Origin of the sequence: Schinkia azotoformans LMG 9581, from assembly GCF_000307855.1 — a bacterium.
Lineage (GTDB): Bacteria > Bacillota > Bacilli > Bacillales > Bacillaceae_J > Schinkia > Schinkia azotoformans.
Map to the genome: position 1 here is coordinate 22,924 of NZ_AJLR01000151.1, position 24,085 is coordinate 47,008.

At 37.0% G+C, this 24,085-nt stretch carries 24 protein-coding genes and 1 pseudogene; 20 read left to right on the forward strand and 5 right to left on the reverse strand.

Going from position 1 to position 24,085, the window contains the following annotated elements; translation table 11 throughout:
* Positions 1-12: 12 nt before the first annotated feature.
* The gene (locus BAZO_RS19625) at positions 13-246 is read right to left on the reverse strand and encodes a hypothetical protein (RefSeq protein WP_003333230.1); all 234 of its coding nucleotides are present in this window, start codon (positions 244-246) and stop codon (positions 13-15) included.
* A 132-nt stretch (positions 247-378) separates the two neighbouring features.
* On the opposite strand from BAZO_RS19625, the gene BAZO_RS19630 reads away from it, so the two are divergent.
* The gene (locus tag BAZO_RS19630) at positions 379-1,101 is read left to right on the forward strand and encodes a pseudouridine synthase (protein WP_003333231.1); all 723 of its coding nucleotides are present in this window, start codon (positions 379-381) and stop codon (positions 1,099-1,101) included.
* Between the two features lie 53 nt (positions 1,102-1,154).
* Here BAZO_RS19630 and BAZO_RS19635 read toward each other — a convergent pair whose 3' ends face one another.
* Complete coding sequence (locus BAZO_RS19635; RefSeq protein WP_003333233.1) at positions 1,155-1,370, reverse strand: DeoR family transcriptional regulator; 216 nt, start codon at positions 1,368-1,370, stop codon at positions 1,155-1,157.
* Between the two features lie 355 nt (positions 1,371-1,725).
* Between BAZO_RS19635 and pepV the strand changes: the two genes are divergently transcribed.
* The 6 genes from pepV to BAZO_RS19665 all read left to right on the forward strand — a co-directional run bounded on the left by pepV (position 1,726) and on the right by BAZO_RS19665 (position 8,555).
* Positions 1,726-3,159 (forward strand): dipeptidase PepV, encoded by a 1,434-nt coding sequence (gene pepV / locus BAZO_RS19640; protein WP_003333234.1) that lies wholly within the window; start codon positions 1,726-1,728, stop codon positions 3,157-3,159.
* Between the two features lie 30 nt (positions 3,160-3,189).
* Positions 3,190-3,588, forward strand: a complete 399-nt coding sequence (locus BAZO_RS19645; protein ID WP_003333235.1) for a CidA/LrgA family protein — start codon at positions 3,190-3,192, stop codon at positions 3,586-3,588.
* Positions 3,585-4,271 carry an LrgB family protein gene (locus BAZO_RS19650; protein ID WP_003333236.1) on the forward strand — a complete coding sequence of 229 codons (687 nt, stop codon included), beginning with the start codon at positions 3,585-3,587 and terminating at the stop codon, positions 4,269-4,271. The genes BAZO_RS19645 and BAZO_RS19650 overlap by 4 nt, the downstream gene beginning before the upstream one ends.
* Positions 4,272-4,371: 100 nt before the next feature.
* Complete coding sequence (locus BAZO_RS19655) at positions 4,372-5,367, forward strand: hypothetical protein (protein ID WP_003333237.1); 996 nt, start codon at positions 4,372-4,374, stop codon at positions 5,365-5,367.
* 122 nt (positions 5,368-5,489) lie between these two features.
* Positions 5,490-7,640, forward strand: coding sequence for a type I pullulanase (pulA, locus tag BAZO_RS19660; RefSeq protein ID WP_003333238.1), 2,151 nt, complete (start codon positions 5,490-5,492; stop codon positions 7,638-7,640).
* Between the two features lie 114 nt (positions 7,641-7,754).
* Complete coding sequence (locus BAZO_RS19665; RefSeq protein WP_003333239.1) at positions 7,755-8,555, forward strand: phosphotransferase family protein; 801 nt, start codon at positions 7,755-7,757, stop codon at positions 8,553-8,555.
* 14 nt (positions 8,556-8,569) lie between these two features.
* On the opposite strand, the gene BAZO_RS19670 is transcribed toward BAZO_RS19665, so the two are convergent.
* A complete protein-coding gene (locus BAZO_RS19670; RefSeq protein WP_003333240.1) occupies positions 8,570-8,854 on the reverse strand; it encodes a YtzH-like family protein in 285 nt (94 codons plus the stop codon).
* 161 nt (positions 8,855-9,015) lie between these two features.
* Here BAZO_RS19670 and trmB point away from each other — a divergent pair, with 161 nt between their 5' ends.
* The gene (gene trmB / locus BAZO_RS19675) at positions 9,016-9,657 is read left to right on the forward strand and encodes a tRNA (guanosine(46)-N7)-methyltransferase TrmB (protein ID WP_003333241.1); all 642 of its coding nucleotides are present in this window, start codon (positions 9,016-9,018) and stop codon (positions 9,655-9,657) included.
* Positions 9,658-9,765: 108 nt separating this feature from the next.
* Here the strand turns inward: trmB and BAZO_RS19680 are convergent, their stop codons facing one another.
* Positions 9,766-10,074, reverse strand: coding sequence for a PepSY domain-containing protein (locus BAZO_RS19680; RefSeq protein WP_039957817.1), 309 nt, complete (start codon positions 10,072-10,074; stop codon positions 9,766-9,768).
* Positions 10,075-10,227: 153 nt separating this feature from the next.
* Between BAZO_RS19680 and BAZO_RS19685 the strand changes: the two genes are divergently transcribed.
* The 6 genes from BAZO_RS19685 (at position 10,228) to murC (ending at position 17,089) form a co-directional block, all read left to right on the forward strand.
* Positions 10,228-11,301 carry a M42 family metallopeptidase gene (locus tag BAZO_RS19685; RefSeq protein ID WP_003333243.1) on the forward strand — a complete coding sequence of 358 codons (1,074 nt, stop codon included), beginning with the start codon at positions 10,228-10,230 and terminating at the stop codon, positions 11,299-11,301.
* A 16-nt stretch (positions 11,302-11,317) separates the two neighbouring features.
* Positions 11,318-11,839 carry a DUF84 family protein gene (locus BAZO_RS19690; protein WP_003333244.1) on the forward strand — a complete coding sequence of 174 codons (522 nt, stop codon included), beginning with the start codon at positions 11,318-11,320 and terminating at the stop codon, positions 11,837-11,839.
* A gap of 13 nt (positions 11,840-11,852) precedes the next feature.
* The gene (locus tag BAZO_RS19695) at positions 11,853-12,464 is read left to right on the forward strand and encodes a hypothetical protein (protein WP_003333245.1); all 612 of its coding nucleotides are present in this window, start codon (positions 11,853-11,855) and stop codon (positions 12,462-12,464) included.
* The gene (locus BAZO_RS19700) at positions 12,454-13,248 is read left to right on the forward strand and encodes a DUF1444 domain-containing protein (RefSeq protein ID WP_003333247.1); all 795 of its coding nucleotides are present in this window, start codon (positions 12,454-12,456) and stop codon (positions 13,246-13,248) included. The genes BAZO_RS19695 and BAZO_RS19700 overlap by 11 nt, the downstream gene beginning before the upstream one ends.
* Before the next feature lie 28 nt (positions 13,249-13,276).
* Entirely contained in the window at positions 13,277-15,631 is a 2,355-nt protein-coding gene (locus tag BAZO_RS19705) for a DNA translocase FtsK (protein WP_003333248.1), read from the forward strand.
* A gap of 150 nt (positions 15,632-15,781) precedes the next feature.
* The gene (gene murC / locus BAZO_RS19710) at positions 15,782-17,089 is read left to right on the forward strand and encodes a UDP-N-acetylmuramate--L-alanine ligase (RefSeq protein ID WP_003333249.1); all 1,308 of its coding nucleotides are present in this window, start codon (positions 15,782-15,784) and stop codon (positions 17,087-17,089) included.
* A gap of 301 nt (positions 17,090-17,390) precedes the next feature.
* Here the strand turns inward: murC and BAZO_RS19715 are convergent.
* Positions 17,391-18,529: pseudogene (locus BAZO_RS19715) on the reverse strand (IS110 family RNA-guided transposase).
* Positions 18,530-19,317: 788 nt separating this feature from the next.
* On the opposite strand from BAZO_RS19715, the gene BAZO_RS19720 reads away from it, so the two are divergent.
* The 6 genes from BAZO_RS19720 to BAZO_RS19740 form a co-directional block, all read left to right on the forward strand.
* The gene (locus BAZO_RS19720; protein WP_003333250.1) at positions 19,318-19,725 is read left to right on the forward strand and encodes a hypothetical protein; all 408 of its coding nucleotides are present in this window, start codon (positions 19,318-19,320) and stop codon (positions 19,723-19,725) included.
* Between the two features lie 24 nt (positions 19,726-19,749).
* Entirely contained in the window at positions 19,750-19,944 is a 195-nt protein-coding gene (locus BAZO_RS19725) for a beta/alpha barrel domain-containing protein (protein WP_003333251.1), read from the forward strand.
* A 188-nt stretch (positions 19,945-20,132) separates the two neighbouring features.
* Positions 20,133-20,285, forward strand: coding sequence for a hypothetical protein (locus tag BAZO_RS22515; protein ID WP_157382188.1), 153 nt, complete (start codon positions 20,133-20,135; stop codon positions 20,283-20,285).
* A gap of 24 nt (positions 20,286-20,309) precedes the next feature.
* Positions 20,310-20,579: a hypothetical protein gene (locus tag BAZO_RS19730; RefSeq protein WP_003333252.1), complete on the forward strand. Its 270-nt coding sequence runs from the start codon at positions 20,310-20,312 to the stop codon at positions 20,577-20,579.
* A gap of 218 nt (positions 20,580-20,797) precedes the next feature.
* A complete protein-coding gene (locus BAZO_RS19735) occupies positions 20,798-21,241 on the forward strand; it encodes a hypothetical protein (RefSeq protein ID WP_003333253.1) in 444 nt (147 codons plus the stop codon).
* Positions 21,241-24,085: calcium-binding protein (locus BAZO_RS19740; protein WP_003333254.1), on the forward strand; the 2,845-nt coding region annotated here is incomplete at its 3' end. The genes BAZO_RS19735 and BAZO_RS19740, both read left to right, overlap by 1 nt.

A 24,085-nucleotide genomic window follows, 5' to 3' on the forward strand; every position in this document is an offset into this window, starting at 1 on the left:
CCCTGTGTCCCATTAATCCCATGCTTCAAGGGCAAAGCCTAATTGCCGTTCAACACGCTGGAGGCGGCGGTTTAGTCGGTTAATACGGTCGTTTTGGCGCTGCAATTGATTTTCGATGCGGTTTAAACGACGATCAATATTGCTGCCACCGCCTGGGAACCCGCCCGGGCTACCCGGACCACTAGGACCACCTCCGGAAAATCCAGGAAAACCAAATTGACGTTCATAATCATAATAGTAGTCCATTATCTTCTTCTCTCCTTTTTGTATGTGCTTTTATTACGTTAATAATCTATGCAATATGGATAATCGTGGACTAAACTATAGCCTATATGGATTCTTTACCCGCTTCGAATATTTGAAAATGGAGGACTTAACATGAGAATTGACAAGCTGCTTGCCAATACAGGCTATGGTAGTCGGAAAGAAGTAAAAAAATTACTGAAAACCGGTGCGGTACAAATAAACGATACCGTGGTTAAAGACCCCCAAACACATCTTGATCCGGAAACTGATCAGGTTACGGTTCACGGTGAGATAGTAGTATATAGAGAGTTTATCTATTTAATGATGAATAAACCGGACGGTGTCATTTCAGCGACAGAAGATGACCGTGAGGAGACCGTTATTGATCTTCTTGAGATGGAGGATCAAATTTATGAACCATTTCCGGTTGGGCGGCTTGATAAAGATACGGTCGGTTTATTGCTATTAACGAATGATGGCCAGCTAGCTCATCAGCTTTTATCCCCAAAAAAGCATGTACCGAAAACGTATTATGCCAAAATAGCCGGGCTTGTTACAGAAAAGGACATCGAGGCCTTTAAGCGGGGGGTTACCCTGGATGATGGCTATATAACAAAGCCAGCTGAGCTCGTTATCCTATCAACAAATGAAGAGGAAAATAGATCGGAAATCGAACTGACGATCATGGAAGGGAAATTTCATCAAGTAAAACGAATGTTTGAGGCTGTTGATAAAAAGGTGACTTTCTTAATGAGAATTAAAATGGGTCCCCTATCACTCGATGAATCATTAAAACCGGGGGAATATCGGGAACTAGATGATGAGGAAGTTGAATTATTAAAGCAAACATCATAAGGGCTGTACCCAAGTTGCTTAGCAATTGCAATTTGGGACAGCCCTTTAATTTCCTAAGATATCTTTACCTTCTTTTCAGTTGTTGTCCATACTCCTCGGCTCGGACTGCAGACCAAATCATTATAAGTCAGCACATTTAAGTCTCTTTGAATAGTCCGAGGTGTTGTACCAAATTCTTCTACAAGTTCTTGTGTTGAAACCATGCCTTTTTCATTAATGAATAAGTAAACAGACTTGATGCGGTTTATCATCCGGGTAGTTGGGTTCAAAAAACCACTCCTTAATATAATGTTCAAACCCATTTGAACAAGAAATTAAATAGAGGTGAATTCATACTCTTGAAACTCCAAAACTAAAACCAAGTAACAATACCAACACTTGATAATATTATTGTACATGTTATTGTTAAAAATTTCTACTATAACATATGAATTTACAAAATATTTACACTTCTTATACAATCACCTCGCTTAGTGCCATTTCACTACTAACATATGTAATATAGTTTGAATATTATGACTATTTATCTGTGAAATTAAGATAGGTTTTACGCGCGTAACTAAATAAAAAGTAGTATATTGATAAAAAATAACATTATTTATTTCAAAGGGAGGACAATTAAGAATGTCAAATCAAATAAATTGGATGGAAGAGGTTTTAAAAAGAAAAGAGCAAATCATCCATGATACTCAAGTATTTTTACAAATCAAAAGTGTTTTAGATGAGGATGGTGCGACCGAACTAGCCCCATTAGGCCACGGAATTGATCAAGCTTTAAAGTTTATGCTTAATAAAGGGCAAAATGATGGTTTTTCTGTAAAAAATGTCGGTGGCTTAGCAGGCCATATTGAATATGGGGAAGGTACAGAGTTATTAGGAATCCTGTGCCATGTTGATGTTGTCCCTGAAGGGGATGGTTGGACAAGTGATCCGTATAGTGCGGAAATAAGAGATGGGAAAATTTTTGCAAGAGGGGCGATCGATGATAAGGGACCAACAATGGCAGCCTATTATGCCATGAAAATCGTAAAGGAATTAGGACTTACTGTACAAAAAAGGGTTAGAATGATTTTAGGTACGGATGAGGAAAGCAACTGGCGCTGTGTGGATCATTATTTTAAACACGAGGAAATGCCTACGATTGGTTTTGCGCCTGATGCGGATTTCCCGATCATAAATGCAGAAAAAGGAATTTTTGATTTTATCCTGGAGCAAAAAGGTTTGGAACAAAATGAGAATAGCGGTACGGCAGTTTTAGAAATGCTGCAAGCCGGAAGACGTCTTAATATGGTACCAGATCTGGCAGAGGCAAGCATTCAATGCAGAACAAAAGATAGTGCCGAACAAATTAAATATTCTTTTGAACAATACATAAAAGATAATACCCTAACAGGTGCTGTTATAATAAAAGAAAACAACTTGCAACTTCGTTTGGAAGGCATATCTGCCCATGGAATGGAACCTAATAAAGGAAGAAATGCCGGTCTGTTGTTAAATAGCTTTTTATATAATAATCTCCTTGATGTGCTCGATCCAAAGACGTGTTCCTTCGTTTCTTTTGTTCAACAGTATTTTGGAGGGGATACTCGCGGCAAAGCACTTGGTATTGCTTATGCGGACGAAATCTCGGGGGAATTAACAATCAATAATGGTACTCTTTCCTATAGTAAGGAAAAAGGTGGAAAAATCGGATTAAACCTTCGTTATCCGGTTACCCATGATATTGAACCATCCAAGCAGAAAATAAAAGAGGTTTCTGAAAATCATAATTTTACATGTAAAGAATTAAGTGATTCAAAGCCACATCATGTTGATCAACAGCATCCATTAATTAAAGTACTGCAGATGGTTTATGAAGAGCAAACAGGTGAAAAAGCAGAGTTAATCGCCATTGGTGGAGGGACCTATGCCCGTTCATTACGTGCCGGTGTTGCTTTTGGTCCGTTATTTCCGGGTCGTCCGGATGTTGCCCACCAAAAGGATGAGTACATCGAAATTGAGGATTTATTAAAGGCGACCGCAATTTACGCACAAGCTATTTATGAATTGGCAAAATAGCAAAAAAAAGGAGAATTCTGGGGGGTTTTTATGGGGGGCTATATTCGAATTTTTTATCAAATTGGGATACTTTACGTTTTTTATTACATTGGTTTATGGATTCAACAAACCTTTAAACTATTAATGCCAGGCAGCATTATCGGGATGCTTTTATTATTTTGTTTATTAATGACTAAGAAATTTAAGGTAACATGGATTGATAAAGGGGCCAGTTTTTTGCTATCCCATTTACCGCTATTATTTATTCCGGTAACGGTTGGAATTATTGACTATTTCGAACTTTTTAAAGGCCGTGGGTTTCTTTCGGTGATTGTAGTAATCATTAGCACCATTTTAGTGATGATAACTTCCTCATTCGTCGCCGGGTGGATTGCTGAAAAAAATATAAATGCAGTAAAAATGCGTACACAGGAGGGTAAAGAAATATGAGCCTATTCTATGCCGCATTAGCAATAGCGGGTACCATCCTAACCTATAACTTAATGAAAAATGTATATGTAAAGTTTTATACACCATTTATGGTGCCAATTGTAACATCAACGGTTTTTATCGTGCTATTTTTGCTGTTATTTCATATACCGTATGAAACCTATATGAGCGGCGGTGAGTGGATTGTCCATTTATTAGGACCGGCCGTTGTTGCTCTTGCTTATCCGTTATATAAGCAGATTGATACAATTAAAAAATATGGGGTGTCAATCGTGACAGGGGTATTTGTCGGCACTTTTATCGGAATCGTGAGCGGGATAGGTTTAGCCCTTTTATTTGATGTAGAGCCGTTAACTTTACTTTCCCTAGTGCCTAAATCGGTAACATCACCAGTTGCCATGGATATTGCTCTAGTGATTGGTGGTAATCCGACTTTAGCAGCGGTCTTTGTTATGGTTGCAGGGGTGCTTGGTGCCGTTTTAGGCCCATATCTGTTAAAATGGATGAGGATCAATCACTTTATCGCCAGGGGAATTGGGTTTGGAACAGCAGCCCATGGGATAGGAACGTCAAAAGCGCTTGAAATGGGTGAACAGGAAGGAGCAATTAGCTCCATTGCAATGACACTAAGTACAATTTTTGCCTCGATATTAAGCCCGCTTCTTGTTCAGCTTTTATTATAAAAGGCATAATTTTGTACATCATTGTCTAGCTCCAGCGCCCAGCGACTAGTGGACGTCGCTTAACGGGCGCTTACGCTTTTCTAAGTTTGGAGGAAATATTGTGGCACAGTTAATAAAACTGCAGGATTTTATATCCCGCTATGAAACAGATATATACCGATATCCAAGCCAGTATATCCGTTTGAAAAAAGAACGCTGGGAAAAAATCAATGCTTCATTAGACGATCAACAACCCAAATTAAGTGACTCAACATTTTTTGAAGGCTTTGAGGATTTCGATCAAAACTGGCTTGAACCTGAGAAAAAAGGCTTGTTTGGAACATTAAAGCGTTGGCTAAAAAAGCCGAAAAGCAGCATTGAGGACATAAGCGAAATCGAAACACCTTTTCGGGAGTTCGATCAATTATCAGCAGATAGAAAAAAAACAAAAGAAGAAATAAAACAGGAATTTCTTAATGAATTATTTCGTTTTCAAATAAACTGGGCCAGCTCGACAATTAGAGATTTTTCCTATGTAGATAAAAGGATTTATGAGGATGAAATATTAAAATACTTTCTACAGCATTTCCCCGATAACTATTTATTATTATATAAGCCGACTTTACTTGTAAAAAAAGCACCGATTGAATTGGAAATCATTTTAATCAGCCCTGTAACAACGTTTTGTATTACTATCATTGAAAACGATGATATGAGTGTTTTTAAGACGGATAGAGGCAATTATTGGTCTGAGCTAATTCGAGATCAAGAGATTAAAAGAATAAATCCAATGCTCTCTTTAAACAGAGCTGAGAGTTTAATTAAAGGCTATTATAAACATTATGAGGTTGAAATGCCGGTTCAAAAAATAGTGTTGTCGCGAACGGGGTATATAGAGGGTGAATACGAACCATCCAATACATTACTTATCGATAAACGAAACTACAGCGAATGGTATACAAAGCTTAGAAGACTGCCTTCCCCGATAAAATTTGTTCAATTAAAGGGTGCCCAAGCCTTATTAAAACATAGCCAATCAACCTATGTCCGCAGGTATGAATGGGAACAGGATAATGATGAAATCAATATTGATGAGTTTTTTGATGAAGACAAGTAAAAGGTGTTGAAAGCTAATTGAAAATCAATGGCTTTCAACACCTTTTTTTGTAGAATAATATATAATAATAGGTAAAAGAAGTATGTTAAACAAGTCGTAACGTAATAGTTGGGGTGTGAGAGATGAACTGGTTTGAAGCCTATTTAGATGAAATGGATATCGTTACAATCTTGTTTTCCAAAGAAACGCCTTCATTAAACAATCATGAATTTTACTTGCATGATGGAGTTCAAAGACACTCATTGACAGTGATTAAAAAAGAAGAATTAGTAACAGAGACTAAATTTACATGCAAGTCACCGGTTGACATAGAAATAGGCAAATTTAATTTAGTATCGGACCTTTTTGGAAATCAAACTGAACTATTAATCGGCTCAGTTATAAGAACGAAAAAATTTGATCAATTATATTATTATAGCGGAAACGATTTAGGGGCCAATTATTCATTGACGGAAACAACCTTTAAAGTATGGGCTCCATCTGCAGAGGATGCTTCCCTTTTGTTTTATAATAAAAGAGGAACGATCTACCAAATGTTTTCGTTGGCAAGGGAAGAAAAAGGAGTTTGGTCGATTACTTTACACGGGAATTATGACGGCTATTTTTACCGCTATAATGTTTGTGTTAATAAAGTATGGCGGGAAGCTGTTGATCCATATGCCAAAGCGGTGTCCGTAAATGGGGAGTATGGGGTTGTCGTTGATTTGAGTAAAACAACAGTCCCTAAATACTCTCAGTATTTACCGCCCTTTAAATCTCCAACAGATGCTATTATTTATGAAACCCATATCCGTGATTTTTCGATACATCCGGAAAGCGGTGTAAAAAATAAAGGGAAATATGTAGCCTTTTGTGAAGAAGGTACAAAAGGACCATATGAATGTAAAACCTGTCTTGATTATTTAGTAGATTTGGGAATTACCCATGTTGAACTGCTCCCTTTTAATGATTTTGAAGGAATTGATGAGTCAAGTAATCAGGATCAATATAACTGGGGCTATAATCCGGTTCATTACAATGTTCCTGAAGGAAGCTATGCTACAGATCCATATGACCCTTATGTTCGAATTCGTGAAACAAAGGAAATGATCGAAGCCCTACATCAAAAAGGGATTCGGGTCATCATGGATGTTGTTTATAACCATGTTTATATGCGTGAATATTCATCCTTCCGAAAAATAGTTCCCGGCTATTATTTCCGTTTTAATGAATTTGGACTGCCTTCTGATGGGACCGGTGTTGGCAATGATATTGCATCAGAACGATTAATGGTTAAAAAGTTTATTATAGATTCAGTTCAATATTGGATTAAAGAATATAATGTTGATGGATTTCGTTTTGACTTAATGGGTATTTTGGATATCGAAACAATGAATGCTGTTCGACAAAAGATTGATGAGATTGACCCGTCGATTATCATGCTCGGAGAAGGCTGGAACCTGGACACACCACTACCGGAAGAAGAAAAGGCCATCATTAAAAATGCAGAAAAACTACCAAGAATAGCTCATTTTAATGATGTATTTCGCAATTCAGTTAAAGGCAGTATTTTTGATCTTTTGGAACAAGGGTTTATTTCTGGAGATATACGGTATAACGATAATTTTAAGATGCTTTTTGCCGGAAGTATCACAATTACGAAAGAAATGGATGGTTTATTTCAATCACCACAGCAAAGCGTTAACTATGTAGAATGCCATGATAATCATACATTATGGGATAAGCTTGAAATTAGCAATGCGGATGAATCGCTGGAAATTAGAAGGAAGCGACAGTATTTAGCCATTGCCATTGTGCTGCTTTCTCAAGGCATCCCGTTTCTGCATAGCGGGATGGAATTTTTTCGGACAAAATATGGCGAGAGTAACAGCTATAACAAGCCTGATAATATTAATCAGCTTGATTGGGCAAGAAAAAATATGTACGAAAACTATATTCCGTTATTCCAAGCTCTAATAGCGATTCGGAAAGCACATCCGGCCTTTCGTTTATCCACTTCAGAAGAAATTCAAAGGCATTACAAGTGGCTGGCACCGTCGCCGAATCTAATAGGTTTTTTACTACATGATCTTGATGAAATAGACACATGGGAAAATATCATTGTCCTGTTTAATAATGGTGTCCTCCCAAAAGAATACTTGTTGGATGATTGTGATCAATGGATTATTGCTGTTAGTGGAGATAAAGCAGATTTGAATGGAATAGAACAAATAACAAAAAAGGTCATGATAGAGCCGCTGTCAACGATGATCCTTTTTAAAACAAAAATCTAGTGGTTTCCTAACGAATTGATTTACGTTATACTAAAAATGGTATAATGACGGGAATTTTAGCATAAGTTGTCGATTTAATAGATAAGTAATCAAGGAAAATGTAGGTGAACAGCATTGGAAATCAGTTTAGACTTAGGAGAAGGTTGGGAGGTTTTTCCCGCAGGTGGTGCCACTGGCGAAGCCTACATCGCTCAATATGAAGGCCAAAATAAACTTTTCCTTAAAAGAAACTCCTCCCCATTTTTGGCTGTTTTGTCCGCTGAAGGGATTGTTCCGAAATTAATTTGGACAAAAAGAATGGAAAATGGTGACGTAATTACAGCGCAGCACTGGTTAAAAGGGAGAGAGCTCAAGCCCATAGATATGACGGATAAGGCTGTTGCGATCCTTTTGAGTAAAATTCACAATTCTAAAGAGCTTTTAAACATGCTGCAAAGAATTGGAAAAAAGCAACTCCAGCCATTGCAATTGTTAGAGGACTTAAAACAAATACTTGAAAAGTCACTTTCTACTGAAAAAGAAATTTGCAATTCTATTCAATTTTTGGAGCAGAACTTGCCATATATAAATCATGAATACTTAGGTGTATGTCATTGTGATGTAAATCATAATAATTGGTTAATGAGTGATGAACAGGAATTATATTTAATTGATTGGGATGGGGCGATGATAGCAGATCCAGCACTAGACTTAGGCCCATTGCTTTATTGGTATATACCCCAAAATAGCTGGGGTGATTGGCTTCATAATTACGGTTTGGAGCTGACAGCCAACTTGGAACGAAGAATGAAATGGTATGTAGTGTACCAAACAATTTCAGCAATTGTCTGGTACAAGAACCGCAATGAAAACCATGAATACGAACAATGGATCGATCAATTAGGAAACATGTTGTCAGCTTTCTCAATTTCCTAGGAAATATTGTAGGTTTATGTCATATTATAATTGTTGAGGTCATCAATCCACATCGATAGACGGTCTTGGTGCTGATTAATATGATCATCCATATTTTTGGAGTTTTGGGCATTTAGACTATAGTTGTAAACATCCATTAAAGTGTTTTTCATTTGTTCATCTACTTGTTGATTGCCAATCAAAGATTGAATGAGCCGCTCCAGTTGTTGGCATTCAGATACTGTACCGCAGCAATCAACTTGATGGTTTTTTAATATATCTTGCAGAATTGTTAGTTGGTGTTGTTCATTCAATGGCATCAGTATTCCTCGCTTTCTTTTCTTATCATGAACTAAATGACAAAATAATATTCGAAACCTAAAGCAGCCTTCAACTCATGGCTGCTTTGCTTTTTTATTCTTTTCATTTTTCTTAAATGATGGTATGTTTGAACTTGTAGTTAAAGGAGGCATTGAATTTAATGAGATTGCGAAACAAGCCAGGAGCACATGATAAAATTAATGAACATCCCGACAGAGTAATTTCCACACCGGCAGATTTCCGTGGGAATTGGAAAAAAGAAATATTTAAAAATGAAAATCCAATTCACATTGAAATCGGAATGGGAAAGGGAACTTTCGTAAATGGTATGGCTAAATTACATCCTGACGTGAATTTTATCGGGATTGAAAAATATACAAGTGTGATTGTAAGTGCATTGGATTTAACTTTAGAACAGGCTTTGCCTAATGTAAGGTTATTAAATATAGATGCAAATACTTTACCGAAGATTTTTGAACAAGGGGAATTGGCACAAATCTATTTGAATTTCTCTGACCCATGGCCGAAAAATCGTCATGAAAAAAGACGTTTAACCCATGAATCATTTTTAGCAATGTACGAATCAGTGCTTGTTAAAGGCGGAGAGGTACATTTGAAAACTGATAACCAAGGGTTGTTTGAATTTTCATTAGAGAGTTTTTCAAGATACGGCATGATTGTTAAAAATGTAAGTCTTGACCTACATAAGAGTGGTATTAAAGGGAATGTCATGACGGAGTATGAACAAAAATTTTCAAGCAAAGGAAACCGAATATACCGCTGTGAAGCGCAATTTAGGTAAACGTAGGTAATAGGAAGATCATAACTATTTAAATGCTATGCTATATGCGGCCAAGGAACCTACGATCAAGCTAGTCAGTGGCCGCAATTGCATTTGCATAAATCCGTTTTATAACGGGTTTACCTCAATAATCGTACCTGTCATGGCATCAACCAAAAATTCATACTGCTCCACTTCGTTATTAACCGTCCTTGTAATACCGCCCCGATAAATTTTATAAGGTAGGTTATATTTTTTTATATTTTCCGGATTCATATGAATCCAAGACCCATCAATTGGACCATTCTCTTTAAATGCCTTCTTTGCTAAGCTTAGCGCAACATCAGATGAAATTGTCTTTTTCTTCGCTGCTTGGCTAATTAACGCTCCTGCAATGATTCCTGTACTAAAGCCGATTAATAATTTATTCCACTTCAAATGCATTCCCTCCGCTTCTAATACTCTTAATACTTTATAATATAAGTGTTGGAAACGAAAAAATTCAAGTGAATACCATGTTCTTTTTGGATAGTGTACAATATTAATATTACATAATATAAAAAACAATTTCATTTGAAGGAGTTTTGTAGAATGAATCAAGAAACACTTCAGCTTTTTAAAACATTGACGGAACTTCAAGGTGCCCCTGGCTTCGAACATAATGTGCGTAAATTTATGAGAACTGAAATTGAAAAGTATGCTGACGAAATGATCCAAGACCGCTTAGGTGGAATTTATGGAGTGAAAAAGGGCTCCGACGAAGGACCAAGGGTTTTAGTCGCAGGACATATGGATGAAGTAGGCTTTATGGTTACCCAAATAACGGAGAATGGATTACTTAGGTTTCAGTCATTGGGTGGTTGGTGGAGCCAGGTGCTGCTTGCACAGCGAGTACAAATAGAAACTGACCAGGCCCAAGTTATCGGTGTTATTTCATCTGTTCCTCCTCATTTGCTTGATGAAGAGACAAGAAAAAAACCAATGGATATTAAAAATATGTTGATCGACATTGGTGCAGATAATAAGGAAGATGCAATTCGGATTGGAATCAAACCGGGACAGCAAATTGTCCCTATTTGCCCATTTACACCGATGGCAAATGAAAAGAAAATATTAGCGAAGGCATGGGATAATCGTTATGGCTGCGGATTAGCAATCGAACTGCTGAAAGAGACGAAAAACGAAAAATTGCCCAATAAGCTGTTTGCCGGGGCTACTGTGCAGGAAGAAGTGGGCTTACGTGGGGCCCAGGTGGCTGCAAATTTAATCCAACCTGATATTTATTATGCGTTAGATGCCAGCCCGGCAAATGATGCATCAGGGGAAAAAGATGTATTTGGAAAGCTTGGTCAAGGAGTATTATTAAGAATTCTTGATCGCACAATGGTCACTCATCGCGGAATTCGGGAATTTGTATTAGATACAGCAGAAAGTGCTAATATTCCTTATCAATATTTTGTATCACAGGGTGGAACAGATGCCGGACGTGTCCATACATCTAATAACGGTATTCCATCGGCGGTAATAGGTATTTGCTCACGGTATATTCATACATCAGCGTCTATTATCCATGTAGATGATTATGCTGCGGCTAAAGAACTATTAATTAATCTTGTGAGAAAAACAGATAAAACAACGGTAGATACAATTCTAAAAAATAGTTAAGGTGATGGATAGGTAAATGAAAGTAGCAGTAGGTTCAAAGAATAAAACCAAAGTTCGTGCAGTTGAAAATGTATTTATATCCGCGATAAGTCCGCAAATAGTTGCAATCGATGTTCCTTCTGGTGTATCGGCTCAGCCTTTTTCCGACGAAGAGACAATGAGAGGTGCTAAAAATCGGGCCTATCAAGCCTTAGTTGAAACAGATAGTGATATCGGGATCGGACTTGAAGGAGGAGTAATGGAGACCGGTAAAGGATTACTCCTCTGCAATTGGGGAGCTCTTAAGCTAAAGGATGGTACAGAATTAATTGCAGGCGGGGCCAGAATTCTTTTGCCTGAGGAAATTTCTGAGGGTTTGAGAAAAGGCTTCGAGCTATCCCATGTCATGGATGAATACACATCAAAGCACGATGTTCGCTCAAACGAGGGTGCCATTGGAATCTTTACCAATAGCCTTGTCCAGCGAGAAGAGATGTTCACCCATATTGTAAAATTACTGTTCGGTCAATATTTATATTCTTCACAAAAGGAAAGTTAAAGGGGTCAAAGAAATGAAAGTTTATAGTAAATTAGCAGCAATAATGATTATAAGTTTTGGTTTGCTAGTAGGTTGCAGTAGTTCAAAGGATGAAGCTATCAGTCAAGCAAAACAGGTAGCGGAGTCAACATTTAATGGGCCGGCCGAAAAGACTACGGAAACAACGAAAGGGTTTAGTTATTATTTGCCAGAGGGATTTAAAGTGAAGGATGAATTTGAAAACAATGTTATCTTATCAAAAGGAAACCAGGAATATATATTATTTGTAAATTCGCATGAGTCACTTCATAGCGATGTTATTTTTAATGAAATCAAAGGTGCGAAGGATGAAAAAGGGATAGAAACATTTAAAGGCGAGGACAGATTTGGGTACATAAGTATATCCCCTGGTGAGGACAAAAAGTACGAATTAATAGTTGGTATCGGCGGTGTTAAAACGACAACAATGACAACAACAAATGATATGGTAGAAAATGCAAAAAATATGATGATCATTGCTAATTCTGTGGAGTATGGCCAAGAGGGAAAAGAAGAAAAAGTAGAAAATAAAGATAATACAAAAGAACAATTGGATTTAGGTAAAGCAAAAGAAGGGGAACAAAAAAAGAATGAAAATGACAAGTAATAAGATGAAAGATCTTTTAATGGAACGACTAATGCGGAGTAACTGGACTATAGAGTATGACCATAAAAATGAACAGCTTCGAATTGAGGATACTGAATCGAAAAAAGGTGTTGCAGTTTCAGTACCGACGGTCGTTTCTAAGTGGGAAAATCGAAAAGAAGGGGCCGTTGATGAAATAGTCTATTATGTTGAAGAAGCATTAAAAGCGATGTCTGATAAGCAAAACTTATCAGGAAAGGAAAAGAACATTTTTCCTGTTATCCGTTCGACTTCTTTTCCGATAGAAACTAAAGACGGCAAAAAGTTAATTTTTGAAGAACACACTGCTGAAACAAGAATTTATTATGCACTTGATTTAGGTTCATCTTATCGCTTGATCGATTTATCTTTTGCGGAACAAGAAGGGTGGAAGGAAGAACAAATTAAACAGGTGGCCCGCTTTAATGTAAGGTCATTGGATTATAATTATAAAAAAGATATCGTCGCAGGCAATCTATTTTATTTTGTAAATACAAATGATGGGTATGATGCAAGTCGAATCTTAAATGATTCCCTATTAGAAAAGATGTCTTCTTTAATAGAAGGAACGATGACCGTAGCCATTCCACATCAAGATGTTTTAATTTTCGGTGATATCAGAAATGATAAAGGTTATAATATACTCGGCCAAATGACAATGCATTTTTTTGCTGAAGGACGTGTACCAATTACTGCGCTTCCATTCTTATATGAAAATAAAGAGCTTGAGCCTATTTTTGTTTTGGCTCAAAATAAACAAGAGTAACATTAAGGCTTTAGAAAGAGTGATAGGAATGAATAATTGGTTTAAAAAATTATTTGGTTTGGAACAAGAGGAAGATGAAAATAGACCGAATGAGATATCTGATCAAGAAATAAAAAGACAACAACAGAGCAGCTTTTACAAGAGCTCAAATAAAGAGGCTCGGGTTGTCTATGATTATCCAAAAGGTCATTTTCGTTTTCCATTAATACCCGATGAAAACGATCAAGTAAAAGCAAATTCCAACATCAACACCAATATTTCTTCTAGAAGAATAGAGGAACAATGGCCTAAAGAAACCCGGGTTGCTTCTCAATATGCTTCAGGTATAACTAGAAAGGAATATCGCAGCCAGAGCAAAGAACGCAGCCGATCCAGAGACCGAGACCGCAGCCAAATAAGAGAACAAAGCGTAAATAAAGATACTAGTCAAAGCAGTGCTAGTAAGACTAAAAAAAGCCCATTTAAACCTACTGAAGTGCCATCACCAATTTATGGATTTAATAGACCGAAACCAGAACCAGAACCTATTTTAAATCACGAAGAGGTTTCAGCCACGGTTGAAATTTTTGAAGAAAAAATAACCGCCCCAACTATGGTGGATTACGTAAATGACATTGTAGAGGAATCACAAGATGATCATTTCAAGCAAGAGGAATTCAGCTCGACCATAATCGAAGAGGATATCTATGAGGAGCCCATTATTCCTGAAAAGGTTGTAGTGAAGGAAGAGGAGGAAGAAAAAGAAGAAGCTTCAGAAGCAGCTGCGAGTACCGAAACAATAGAAACGGTAACCCCAGATGAAACAGTTACCGAGACTGTTGACGAAATAGTTGTTACTACTAATGAAACTAAGGAAGAAAGTCGCAAAAGGCATGGTGTTCCGTTCAATGTGATGATGCTGAAGCAGGACAGAGAATCAATTAAAAAGACTCCGCCTACGAACGAAATCCAACCACTGAAAGAAAGTAATCTAAATAAGCCTCCATTAAGTCTTCTTGATATTCCGCCACTTGAGGTTGAAGAGGATGAAGAGTGGCTTCATGAACAGAGCCGCCTTTTAGATCATGCATTTGTAAGCTTTAATGTGGGGGCTAAGGTAGTGAAAGCAACTAAGGGTCCTGCTGTCACTCAATTTGAGGTACAGCCGGATATGGGAGTTCGAGTTAATAAAATTACTAATTTATCAGATGATTTGAAGCTGGCTTTAGCAGCGAAGGATATCCGGATTGAAGCACCCATTCCAGGTAAAAGTACGGTTGGTATTGAGGTTCCTAATCGGAAAAGCCGTGCCGTATTAATACGTGAGATATTGCGTAGCCCTGTTTTTCAAAGGGATAAATCACCGCTTGTCGTGGCGCTGGGTCTAGACATTTCCGGTCAACCGATTGTGACTGATCTTAAAAAAATGCCCCATGGTTTGATAGCTGGTGCTACAGGGTCGGGAAAAAGTGTTTGTATTAATTCAATCATTATTAGTTTGTTATATAAAGCTTCCCCACATGAAGTGAAGCTTATGTTAATTGACCCAAAAATGGTTGAGCTTGCACCCTATAACGGCATTCCACATCTAGTCAGTCCGGTTATAACAGATGTAAAAGCGGCGACAGCTGCCCTGAAATGGGCCGTAGAGGAAATGGAGCGTCGTTATGAACTATTTGCGCACGAAGGGGTTCGGGATATTTCTCGCTTTAATGAAAAAGTTCAACAAGAGGACCCTAAAGCGGAAATTATGCCGTACTTAGTCATCGTTATCGATGAGTTGGCAGATTTAATGATGGTTTCACCAGCAGATGTTGAAGATGCTATTTGTCGTATCGCCCAGAAGGCTCGTGCATGTGGAATCCATTTGCTATTAGCAACACAAAGGCCTTCGGTCGATGTTATCACGGGATTAATAAAAGCCAATGTTCCTACTAGAATTGCATTTTCTGTTTCCTCACAAGTAGATTCAAGAACTATAATAGATATTAGTGGGGCCGAAAAACTGCTTGGTAGAGGAGATATGCTCTTCCTAGAAAATGGTTCAAACAAACCGGTACGTATCCAAGGAAATTTTGTTAAAGATGAAGAGATTGAAAGAGTGACCTATTTTGTAAGAAAACAAATGAAACCTAACTATCTATTTGTTCAAGAGGAGCTTATTAAGCAATCCGTAGATTATGGAGTGGATGACGAATTGTTTGAGGAAGCTTGTCAATTTGTTATTGAACAAGAAGGGGCATCTGCTTCCAGCCTGCAACGCCGTTTTCGGATAGGCTATAACCGGGCTGCTAGATTAGTAGATATGATGGAAGCCCAAGGCATCGTCTCAGAAGCAAAAGGTTCAAAGCCACGTGAGGTTCTCGTTTCAAAAGAGCAGGTAGAAAATAATTTTCAATCATGATTTAAACTACAACAAATGACAAAAGATATGTATAATGGAAAATATATTTAACTAAGCGCCAAGGCGCATTTGATAATAAAACAGGCTCGTTATTTTTAATGTAACATATACTTAACCATAGCTACGATTTGGATTGTGGAGGTTCTTTTTATGAAAGTTTACCACTTTGTTGGAATCAAGGGGACTGGAATGAGTGCATTAGCACAAATTCTTCATGATATGAATTATGAGGTTCAAGGTTCTGACGTTGATAAACGCTTTTTTACGCAGCAAGCATTGGAAAACAAAAATATAAAAATCTTACCTTTTTCAAAAGAGAATATAAAAAGTGACCAAATTATCATTGCGGGAAATGCTTTTCCCGATGATCACGAAGAAATTAAAGAAGCGTTAAATCAAGGTTTACCTGTGTTTCGATACCATCATTTCTTAGGAGATCTGATTGAAAAATCGATAAGTATTGCTGTTAGTGGCGCACATGGGAAAACATCAACTACAGGGCTATTAGCACATGTATTGAAAGCAGCAGAACCAACATCTTATCTTATTGGTGATGGAACTGGGGAAGGTACGGAAAACGCAAAGTATTTTGCATTTGAGGCATGTGAGTATAGACGTCATTTTCTAGAATATTTTCCTGATTATGCGATCATGACGAATATTGATTTTGACCATCCGGATTATTTCAGTGGTATTGAAGATGTTTTCGATGCTTTCCAACAGATGGCATTGCAAGTAAAGAAAGGGATCATCGCCTGCGGTGATGACGAACAATTACAGAAAATACATGCAAATGTACCTGTATTGTTTTATGGATTTAATCAGGAAAATGACTTCCAGGCTAGAAATGTTAATAAAACACCAGATGGAACATCATTTGATGTCTTTATTAGACATACTTTTTATTCGTCTTTTAGCATTCCTACCTATGGTGACCATAATGTACTTAACGCGTTGGCTGTTATAGCATTATGTCATTATGAAGAAATACCTGTTGATATCATTAAAAGTCAGCTTTTAACCTATCAAGGGGTAAAAAGAAGGTTTAGTGAAAAAAAGGTTGGCAATCAAGTATTAATTGATGACTATGCCCATCATCCAACTGAAATTAGAGCCACAATTGAAGCGGCACGCCAAAAATATCCTGATCGTGAAGTGGTGGCGATTTTCCAACCGCATACTTTCACTAGAACTCAAACGTTTTTAAATGAATTCGCAGCAAGTTTGAGTGGAGCGGACTACGTATATTTATGTGATATATTCGGTTCTGCCCGTGAGAATGATGGCAACTTAACAATCGGTGATTTGAAGGATAAAATTGGTAATTCAGAGTTAATTACAGAAGAAAATACTGAGATATTAAAAAAGCATGACAACGGAGTTTTAATCTTCATGGGTGCTGGCGATATACAAAAGTTCCAGGTTGCTTATGAGGAAGAATTGAAAAAAAAATGCTAAGATGAGACAGGGCTGCCCTTAATGCAGCCCTGTTTTTATATGCTCGTAAATATAATTGTCAGATTCCCCCTATAAGCCTGTGTATTTAGAAATGAGAATTTTGTAGATGAAATGCATAAATGAATACATCAAATAGATACTTTTTCTGTGAAAATAAAACCCTGGCTTTAGGATCAAACTAATGGGTTTAAACTAAACCCATTTTGTATAAGCTATATATAATCCAATTTTGGCAATAGGAAAGTTGAGCTACCGTTTTTCACGGTTTCTCGTATATCTTTTTTATTGTTTGTCTATACTGCTAATTTGCGGGTATTTCGTGGTAGGGGTCCTTATTCAAAAGCATGTGATAGACAATAGTAAGCATTCGATGTCCGATGGCAACGAGTGCTTTTTTCTTTCCCTTTCGAGCTGATAACGACCAGAATTTATTAGACAAATACGTATTTCTACTCCTTGATACTGCTCATGCTGCCTCACATAATGCAGATTTGATATGTGGATTCCCTTTAACAGTACGAGTGCTTTTCCTTTTACCAGCACTTTCATGGTTACCTGGTGACAATCCAGCCCATGATGACAGATGCTTAGAGGTAGGAAATTGCTTCATATTGGCTCCTATTTCCGCAATAATAACAGCAGCTGTATCCTTTTTAATACCGGGCATTGTGATAAGGAGTTTAACTTCTTCTTGATACTTTTCTAACAATTGATCAATTCTTGCCTCTATGTCTGAAATTAGACTTTCTAAATAGGTAATATGCATCCATGATTGTTTAATTAAAAATAGTTGGTGCTCAGTTAAAGTGCCAAATAGGGAATCCGTAATTTGTTGTTTTTTATGAGCCATTCGACCATGAATTTTTTGTTCTACTTCATCTGGGTTAATATGTCCTTCAGATAATAAATGTTCCAAGAGTCTTCTTCCTGAAACTCCAAATACATCTGAGATAACTGTAGATAGTTTAATATTTGAAGCTTCCAGCACCTTTTGAATACGATTTTTCTCAGAAGTCATTTGTCCAATCCACTTCTTTCGAAGGCGAGTTAAGTCTCGGAGTTCTCGAATATCTTCGGGTGGTACAAAACTCTTTTCAATCAGTCCATGTCGTAATAATTTAGCAATCCATTCTGCATCTGAAACATCGGTTTTTCTACCGGGAACATTTTTAATTCGCTGGGCATTAGCCAATGTAATATCAAAAAGTCCTCTAGAATATTGTAAACGGGTTTCCAGTAGATCCCTGTACTTTCCATTGCAATATGAGTTACTTCATGTTCTTCTAACCATTTAAGAAGGCGGAACAAATCCTTTGTTAATGTCGGAAAAGTTTCAGTTTCTTTCGTTACATTCGAATCATCATTTCCTATTAAAACGCAAGCAACGATTGTTTCAGAATGAACATCTAGTCCAGCGCAACGCTTATACAATGTCTCCAATTCGATCAACCAACCTTTAATGAAATTCTACATACAGTGGAATGAATTTGAAATTTAAACATTTTTCTGTTCGTAGTCATCTCCCGACAGGGAGAGCTAACAATGGGTTGTGCACCAAATTCATTCCAACAGTTTTGTTTACAGGGTCCAACCACCATTAAAAGACACGTTATATACTCACTGCATGTAGTATCAACATTATGGTAAGAATAACTTATTTTCATTCTGGGTTGAGAGCGAAAGATCATGAAGGTTTTGTTTGAATTATATAATATTACAAAAAAATGGTTTTAATTTCAAAAAAATGATTGAAATGGTAATAAATGCCGATTAAAATAAAAATTGTTCAGGGTAATCAAAGAATGATTTCAAATAATGACTTTATATTATCTGAATTTATTTTATTGTCCATATTAATAATAAAATCGCTAAATATTCAAAAAAATGATGTGCTTTTTTAAATAAATATTTTTAAAATATCTCAAAATACATGTGAAATTACGAGCAATCTACCTATAATTGTATTTTTTTTATTATTCGATAGGTAGAACAGAGTTATATCTGTTGGATGTCCAAAAAAATATAGAATGAAATATTATGAGCATAAGGGATTATTTCGAAATGATAGTAGAATGCGCGTTTTTTGTTCGGGGGGTGAAATGATGGCAACTATTCAGGGAGGGATTGATTATGTAGATTAATGGCGTACCGAAAATAGTATTGGCTAGTGATGCGTTATCATCTAAAGAAGTGCCGACATTGATCAGAATACCAAGGAGAGAAAAACAATGGTATTTGCAAATGAAAGTATGACTCAAGAAGAAATTGCATGTTTTGAGGTTAAAGCAATAAAAAACCCAGGTAATCGATTATCAACACTTAGACCATCCATATGGACAATTGACCGTGAAAATAATGTATTTCTAGTATGGGGACTGCAGGAGAGAGAGGAGCCACATGATTACTATTTTCTTTTAAGTTGGAAAGATACACCTATACCAGTGAAATTAGGTGAATCTTGGGTTACTGGTTCACCAAGGATATGGGAGTTGCGTTATATAAAGATTCCAGTAAATTTAAAAGAAAAACGGGATGAAATAATTCAAAGTCTAAAAGATGCGCTAAAGGTTTATGCTTTTAATGGAGTTCCAGATTGGCCACACAATAAAACCACTAAGGTTCAATTTCGTTTCTAGTTGGGGAAGGGGGAGTATAAAAATATGAGTATAGGTAATTTAACGTTCATTGAAGCTATAAATGAATTATCTAGGTTGATGGATCCTGAAGCTATTACAAAAACAATGCTTGAATCACTAGTAGAAAGGGTGTCTGTACAGGACCCTGTTGCAGGAACAAATGTAACTACATTTCAATATAGTGGTTCTGAAAGCATAGATTTACATAGATTCCTTTGATTAAAGCTTTCAGAGAAGCAGGTGGTTATGAAGATAGAATAATGATAGACAATACTACAGCGGGTAAATACCCTCTTGTCTCTATTTACAAAGAGGCAATGGAAATTATAATAAGAAAACAAAATCTGAGTCTTCAAACGGCACCATATACTTTCAAAATGTAATTTTGAATAAAGGAGAGAAAAGTGATGGCATTTATAAATGAAAAAATCTCTGAAGTAGATAGAGAATATTTTGATACCTTTAATTTGAAAAATCCAATTACAAAAGAAACACTTCATTCCAGAAGATGGACGATAGACCGTAAACGTAATGCTTTCTTGGTGGTGTTAGGGGGTTAAGGGATTTACGGATCAGAGATACCAATGTATTATGCATTGATTTGGAATAAAAGTGTGATCATGCTTGAAACATTTAGTAAAGCAACTGGTAGCACCGCTGCAGGTATGGAGTTTTTTTGGGAAATAACTGAAATTGAAGCACCTGAGTGTCTTCTGAAAAACAAAGACGAAATGATGGATATGATAAAAGGAGCAATTATAGCATACGAAACCGGTTTTACAACAGGTAGAACGATAAAAGTCAACTTTGATTTTATAGCCACACCTTGCTTCGTTAAGGAGGTAGGTAAATAGTGGCAACTATAAATGAAGTAAGTGATTTGATTACGTTGATTCATGGTGTACTGAAAATGGAGTATAAGCAAGTGATGCGTTATCATCTATAGAAGTGCCGACATTGATCAGAGCACCAAGGAAAAATAGTATTGTGATTAGTGTCTAAGGATAGTTGAAATATAGAAGTATTCTCTAATTAGATATTAACAAAAAAATTATGTGAGGAGAGAAAACCAATGACATTTATAAATGAAACGATTTCAGAGGTTGACAAAGAAAAATTTTATTCTTTTAACTTTAAAAATCCGGTTACACTTGACCCTGTCAAGGCAAGAAAATGGACAATTGATCGTGAAAGTAATGCTTTTTTGATAGGGTTAGGGGGACAAGGTTCCGAGTTTTCTGAAATACCTATGTTTTATGCATTTGTATGGAAAAATGATGTGATTATGATGGAAACATTTAGTAGAGGGACAGGAAATGCTCAGTCTGGTGTTGAGCTTTGGTGGAAAATCACTAGAATAGAAATCCCTGAGAAATTGAAATCGGATAAAGAAGTAATTGTTGAACAGATAAAGAAAGCTTTTGATGAATATGGATCTTTCCATAGACGCGATCATGTCAAAGGAGTTTATTTTGATGTGATAGCAGAACCCGTGTTTGTTAGGAAGGTGAAATGATGGCAACTATTCAGGAAGTAATTGATTATGTAAACTCATGGCGTGCGCAAAATGGTATAGCAGATAATATAGAGTTAACACCACAACAAGAGTTACAATTTGCCAAAGATCTTCAAACGAAAATTGGTGACCTTTCTTTTAAAGCACCGACTGATGGTGCTACGATTACACCATATAATGGGAGTATTGGGAATGAACCTGCATGGAGGATTGCCCAAGCAACATCTCAGAGCAGTGGCGGAAAACTGATTTATATCAGTGATATTGAGGCAGGTAAACTGCTTAATGATTTAGATTTTAAAGAAGCTGTAGTTAGGGCTGTTGGTGAGAATGGGGCACTCGCTAATAACATAATAAATGGTACAAAAGAAAACGGCATCCGCACCCCTTATGGTGTCGGCGATGTCTTGTCTGTAAACGACTTTGTGTCTCAGCAGGCAATGAAGTTTAATGCGAAAGGCAATGTACTAACCTTTACCGCTGGGTCAACAGTTGACAGTGTCTGGACGCTGACAGAGTTGCCTACTCTTTTGGAAATGTCGGAAGTAACCAGTATAGATGGAATTCCAAAAGAGGAGCTTTTACATACAAAAAACGCTTTAATAAAATCTGGCTTATCTGAACAAAAGGCCTTAAATGTTATGCGTGAAATAATCGCATACAAATCCAATCTGAATATGTCATCGATAGATATTTATATGGGCGAAAACAACAAAATTTTAGGTGTTGATACCTCCAAGTTGACCGGCAGGGATGCTATCATGATACCAGAAGGTATACAAACCCGAATGACTGCTGGCGAAATGATGGGGCAACTGTCTGAGGCTGAATTTAGAACTAAATATTCTTCAGTAGTTGAAATAGCTCCAAAAAATCCAGAAGTCCATAATTTTATAAAAATGCTCGACCAGGCAGGACGGATGCCGGAAACGGATTTCAATTCCGCCTATCCGACTTTGACGGAAATAATCCAGAATACAAAAATAAAAGAATACCAAAATTATCGCGGCAAAATCCTCAAAGGTGCTGGAGTTGTTGGAGGCATTATGCTTACAATTGATGCGATAAATATGGTATCCGAAGCTACCAAAGCTTATAAGGCAGGGGATACGGATAGAGGTAATAAAATTGTCCGTGACTGGACAATTGAAACGATGGGCGGATTTGCAAGCGCAGCTGTTGCCATGGAGGCGGTAGCACCTTATGCTTTGGCGCTTGGTACAGCCGGAGGACCTTTGGGAATTGCCGCGGGAATTACTGTTGAACTAGTGGCGGGCGTTGCAGGTTGGATGGCAGGAAGCCAAATAGGGCATATCTTTAGTGAACTATTGGACAGACTCTTTGGTCAAGCTTCTGGAGCCACAAGAAGGATTGATCCTATTGTCTTAGATTTAGATGGGGATGGTATCGAGACTGTTAGTTTGCAAAATGGAATCTATTTTGATTTAGACAATAATGGGTTTGCAGAAAAAAGTGGCTGGATTAAAAGCGATGATGGGTTTCTTGTCTTGGACAGGGATGGTAATGGCGAAATAAATGGAGGACGAGAGCTATTTGGAGACCAGACCATTCTTAAAAATGGAACTGTAGCTTCTAGTGGGTATGAGGCCTTAGCAGAATTGGATGACAATAAAGACGGTAAAATCGACAATCAGGATGGTAAGTTTGCTGATTTGCGGATATGGAGGGACTTGAATCAGGATGGACTATCCTCTGAAAGAGAATTGTTTGGATTGGAGCAATTAGGTATTAAATCACTTAATCTCGCATATAGCAATGTCAATATACAGGATTCTAGTGGTAATATAGTTTCGCGTAAAGGTAGCTTTGAGAAAACAGATGGAACTTTAGCAAGTTTGGGTGAGTATTTGTTTTCAAGAAACACATTAGATACGATTGCGAGAGAATGGGTTGAAACTCCTAAAAATATGGAATCATTACCTGATATTAACGGATTGGGTAGTGTATATTCATTAAAACAAGCGATGGTAAGAGATTCGAGTGGAGAACTCCGATTAATTGTAGAAGCTTTTTCAAGTGAGACGAATGTTTCGAAAAGAAATGCAATGATGGATAATATTCTATTTAAATGGACTAATTCTAGCAACATTGACCCCAAAAGTAGAGGGGGAAATTTCGATGCCAGAAAGCTTGCTGTTCTTGAAAAATTTAATGGAAGAAGTTTTACTGGGACAAATGGAAGTAATCCAATTTCAGAAGCTGTACCAATTTTAACACAAGCATATAATGAACTGGTTGAAAAAGTATATTGCAAGCTACTGTATCAGACACATTTAAGTGAAGTTTTTGACCGCGTAAATTTTAATTGGAATTATGAAACAAATGAAATCAATGTTAATTCAATAGAGGTAAGAGAAATTATTGAAAAGAAGATTAATAGCAACCTAGTAGAAGGACTAGTGATTTTGGGAGAACTTTCAAGGGTACTTAAAGGCTGTGATTTAGTAGATAACACTGAATTTAGCAACTTTAGACACTACTTTGAGATAAAAGGAAAGTTATTCTCAGATGTTATTGATACTAGAGGTGAAAATCTGATATTTGGTACGGATAAAAATGATAACTTATTGGGTTTTAATACCAATGATTTATTAGCTGGAGGAGCAGGGAATGACCGCTTAGAAGGTGGATATGGAAATGACGTATATCTATTCGGTCGAGGATCAGACCAAGACACAATCTATGACTATGATTCAACCGCAGGTAATATAGATATTATCCGTATGACTGAAGATGTGGCACCGTCAGATGTCATAGTGAAACGAAACGGTGATCATTTAGAATTAAGGATAGCAGGCACACTAGATAAGCTAACCGTCCAGA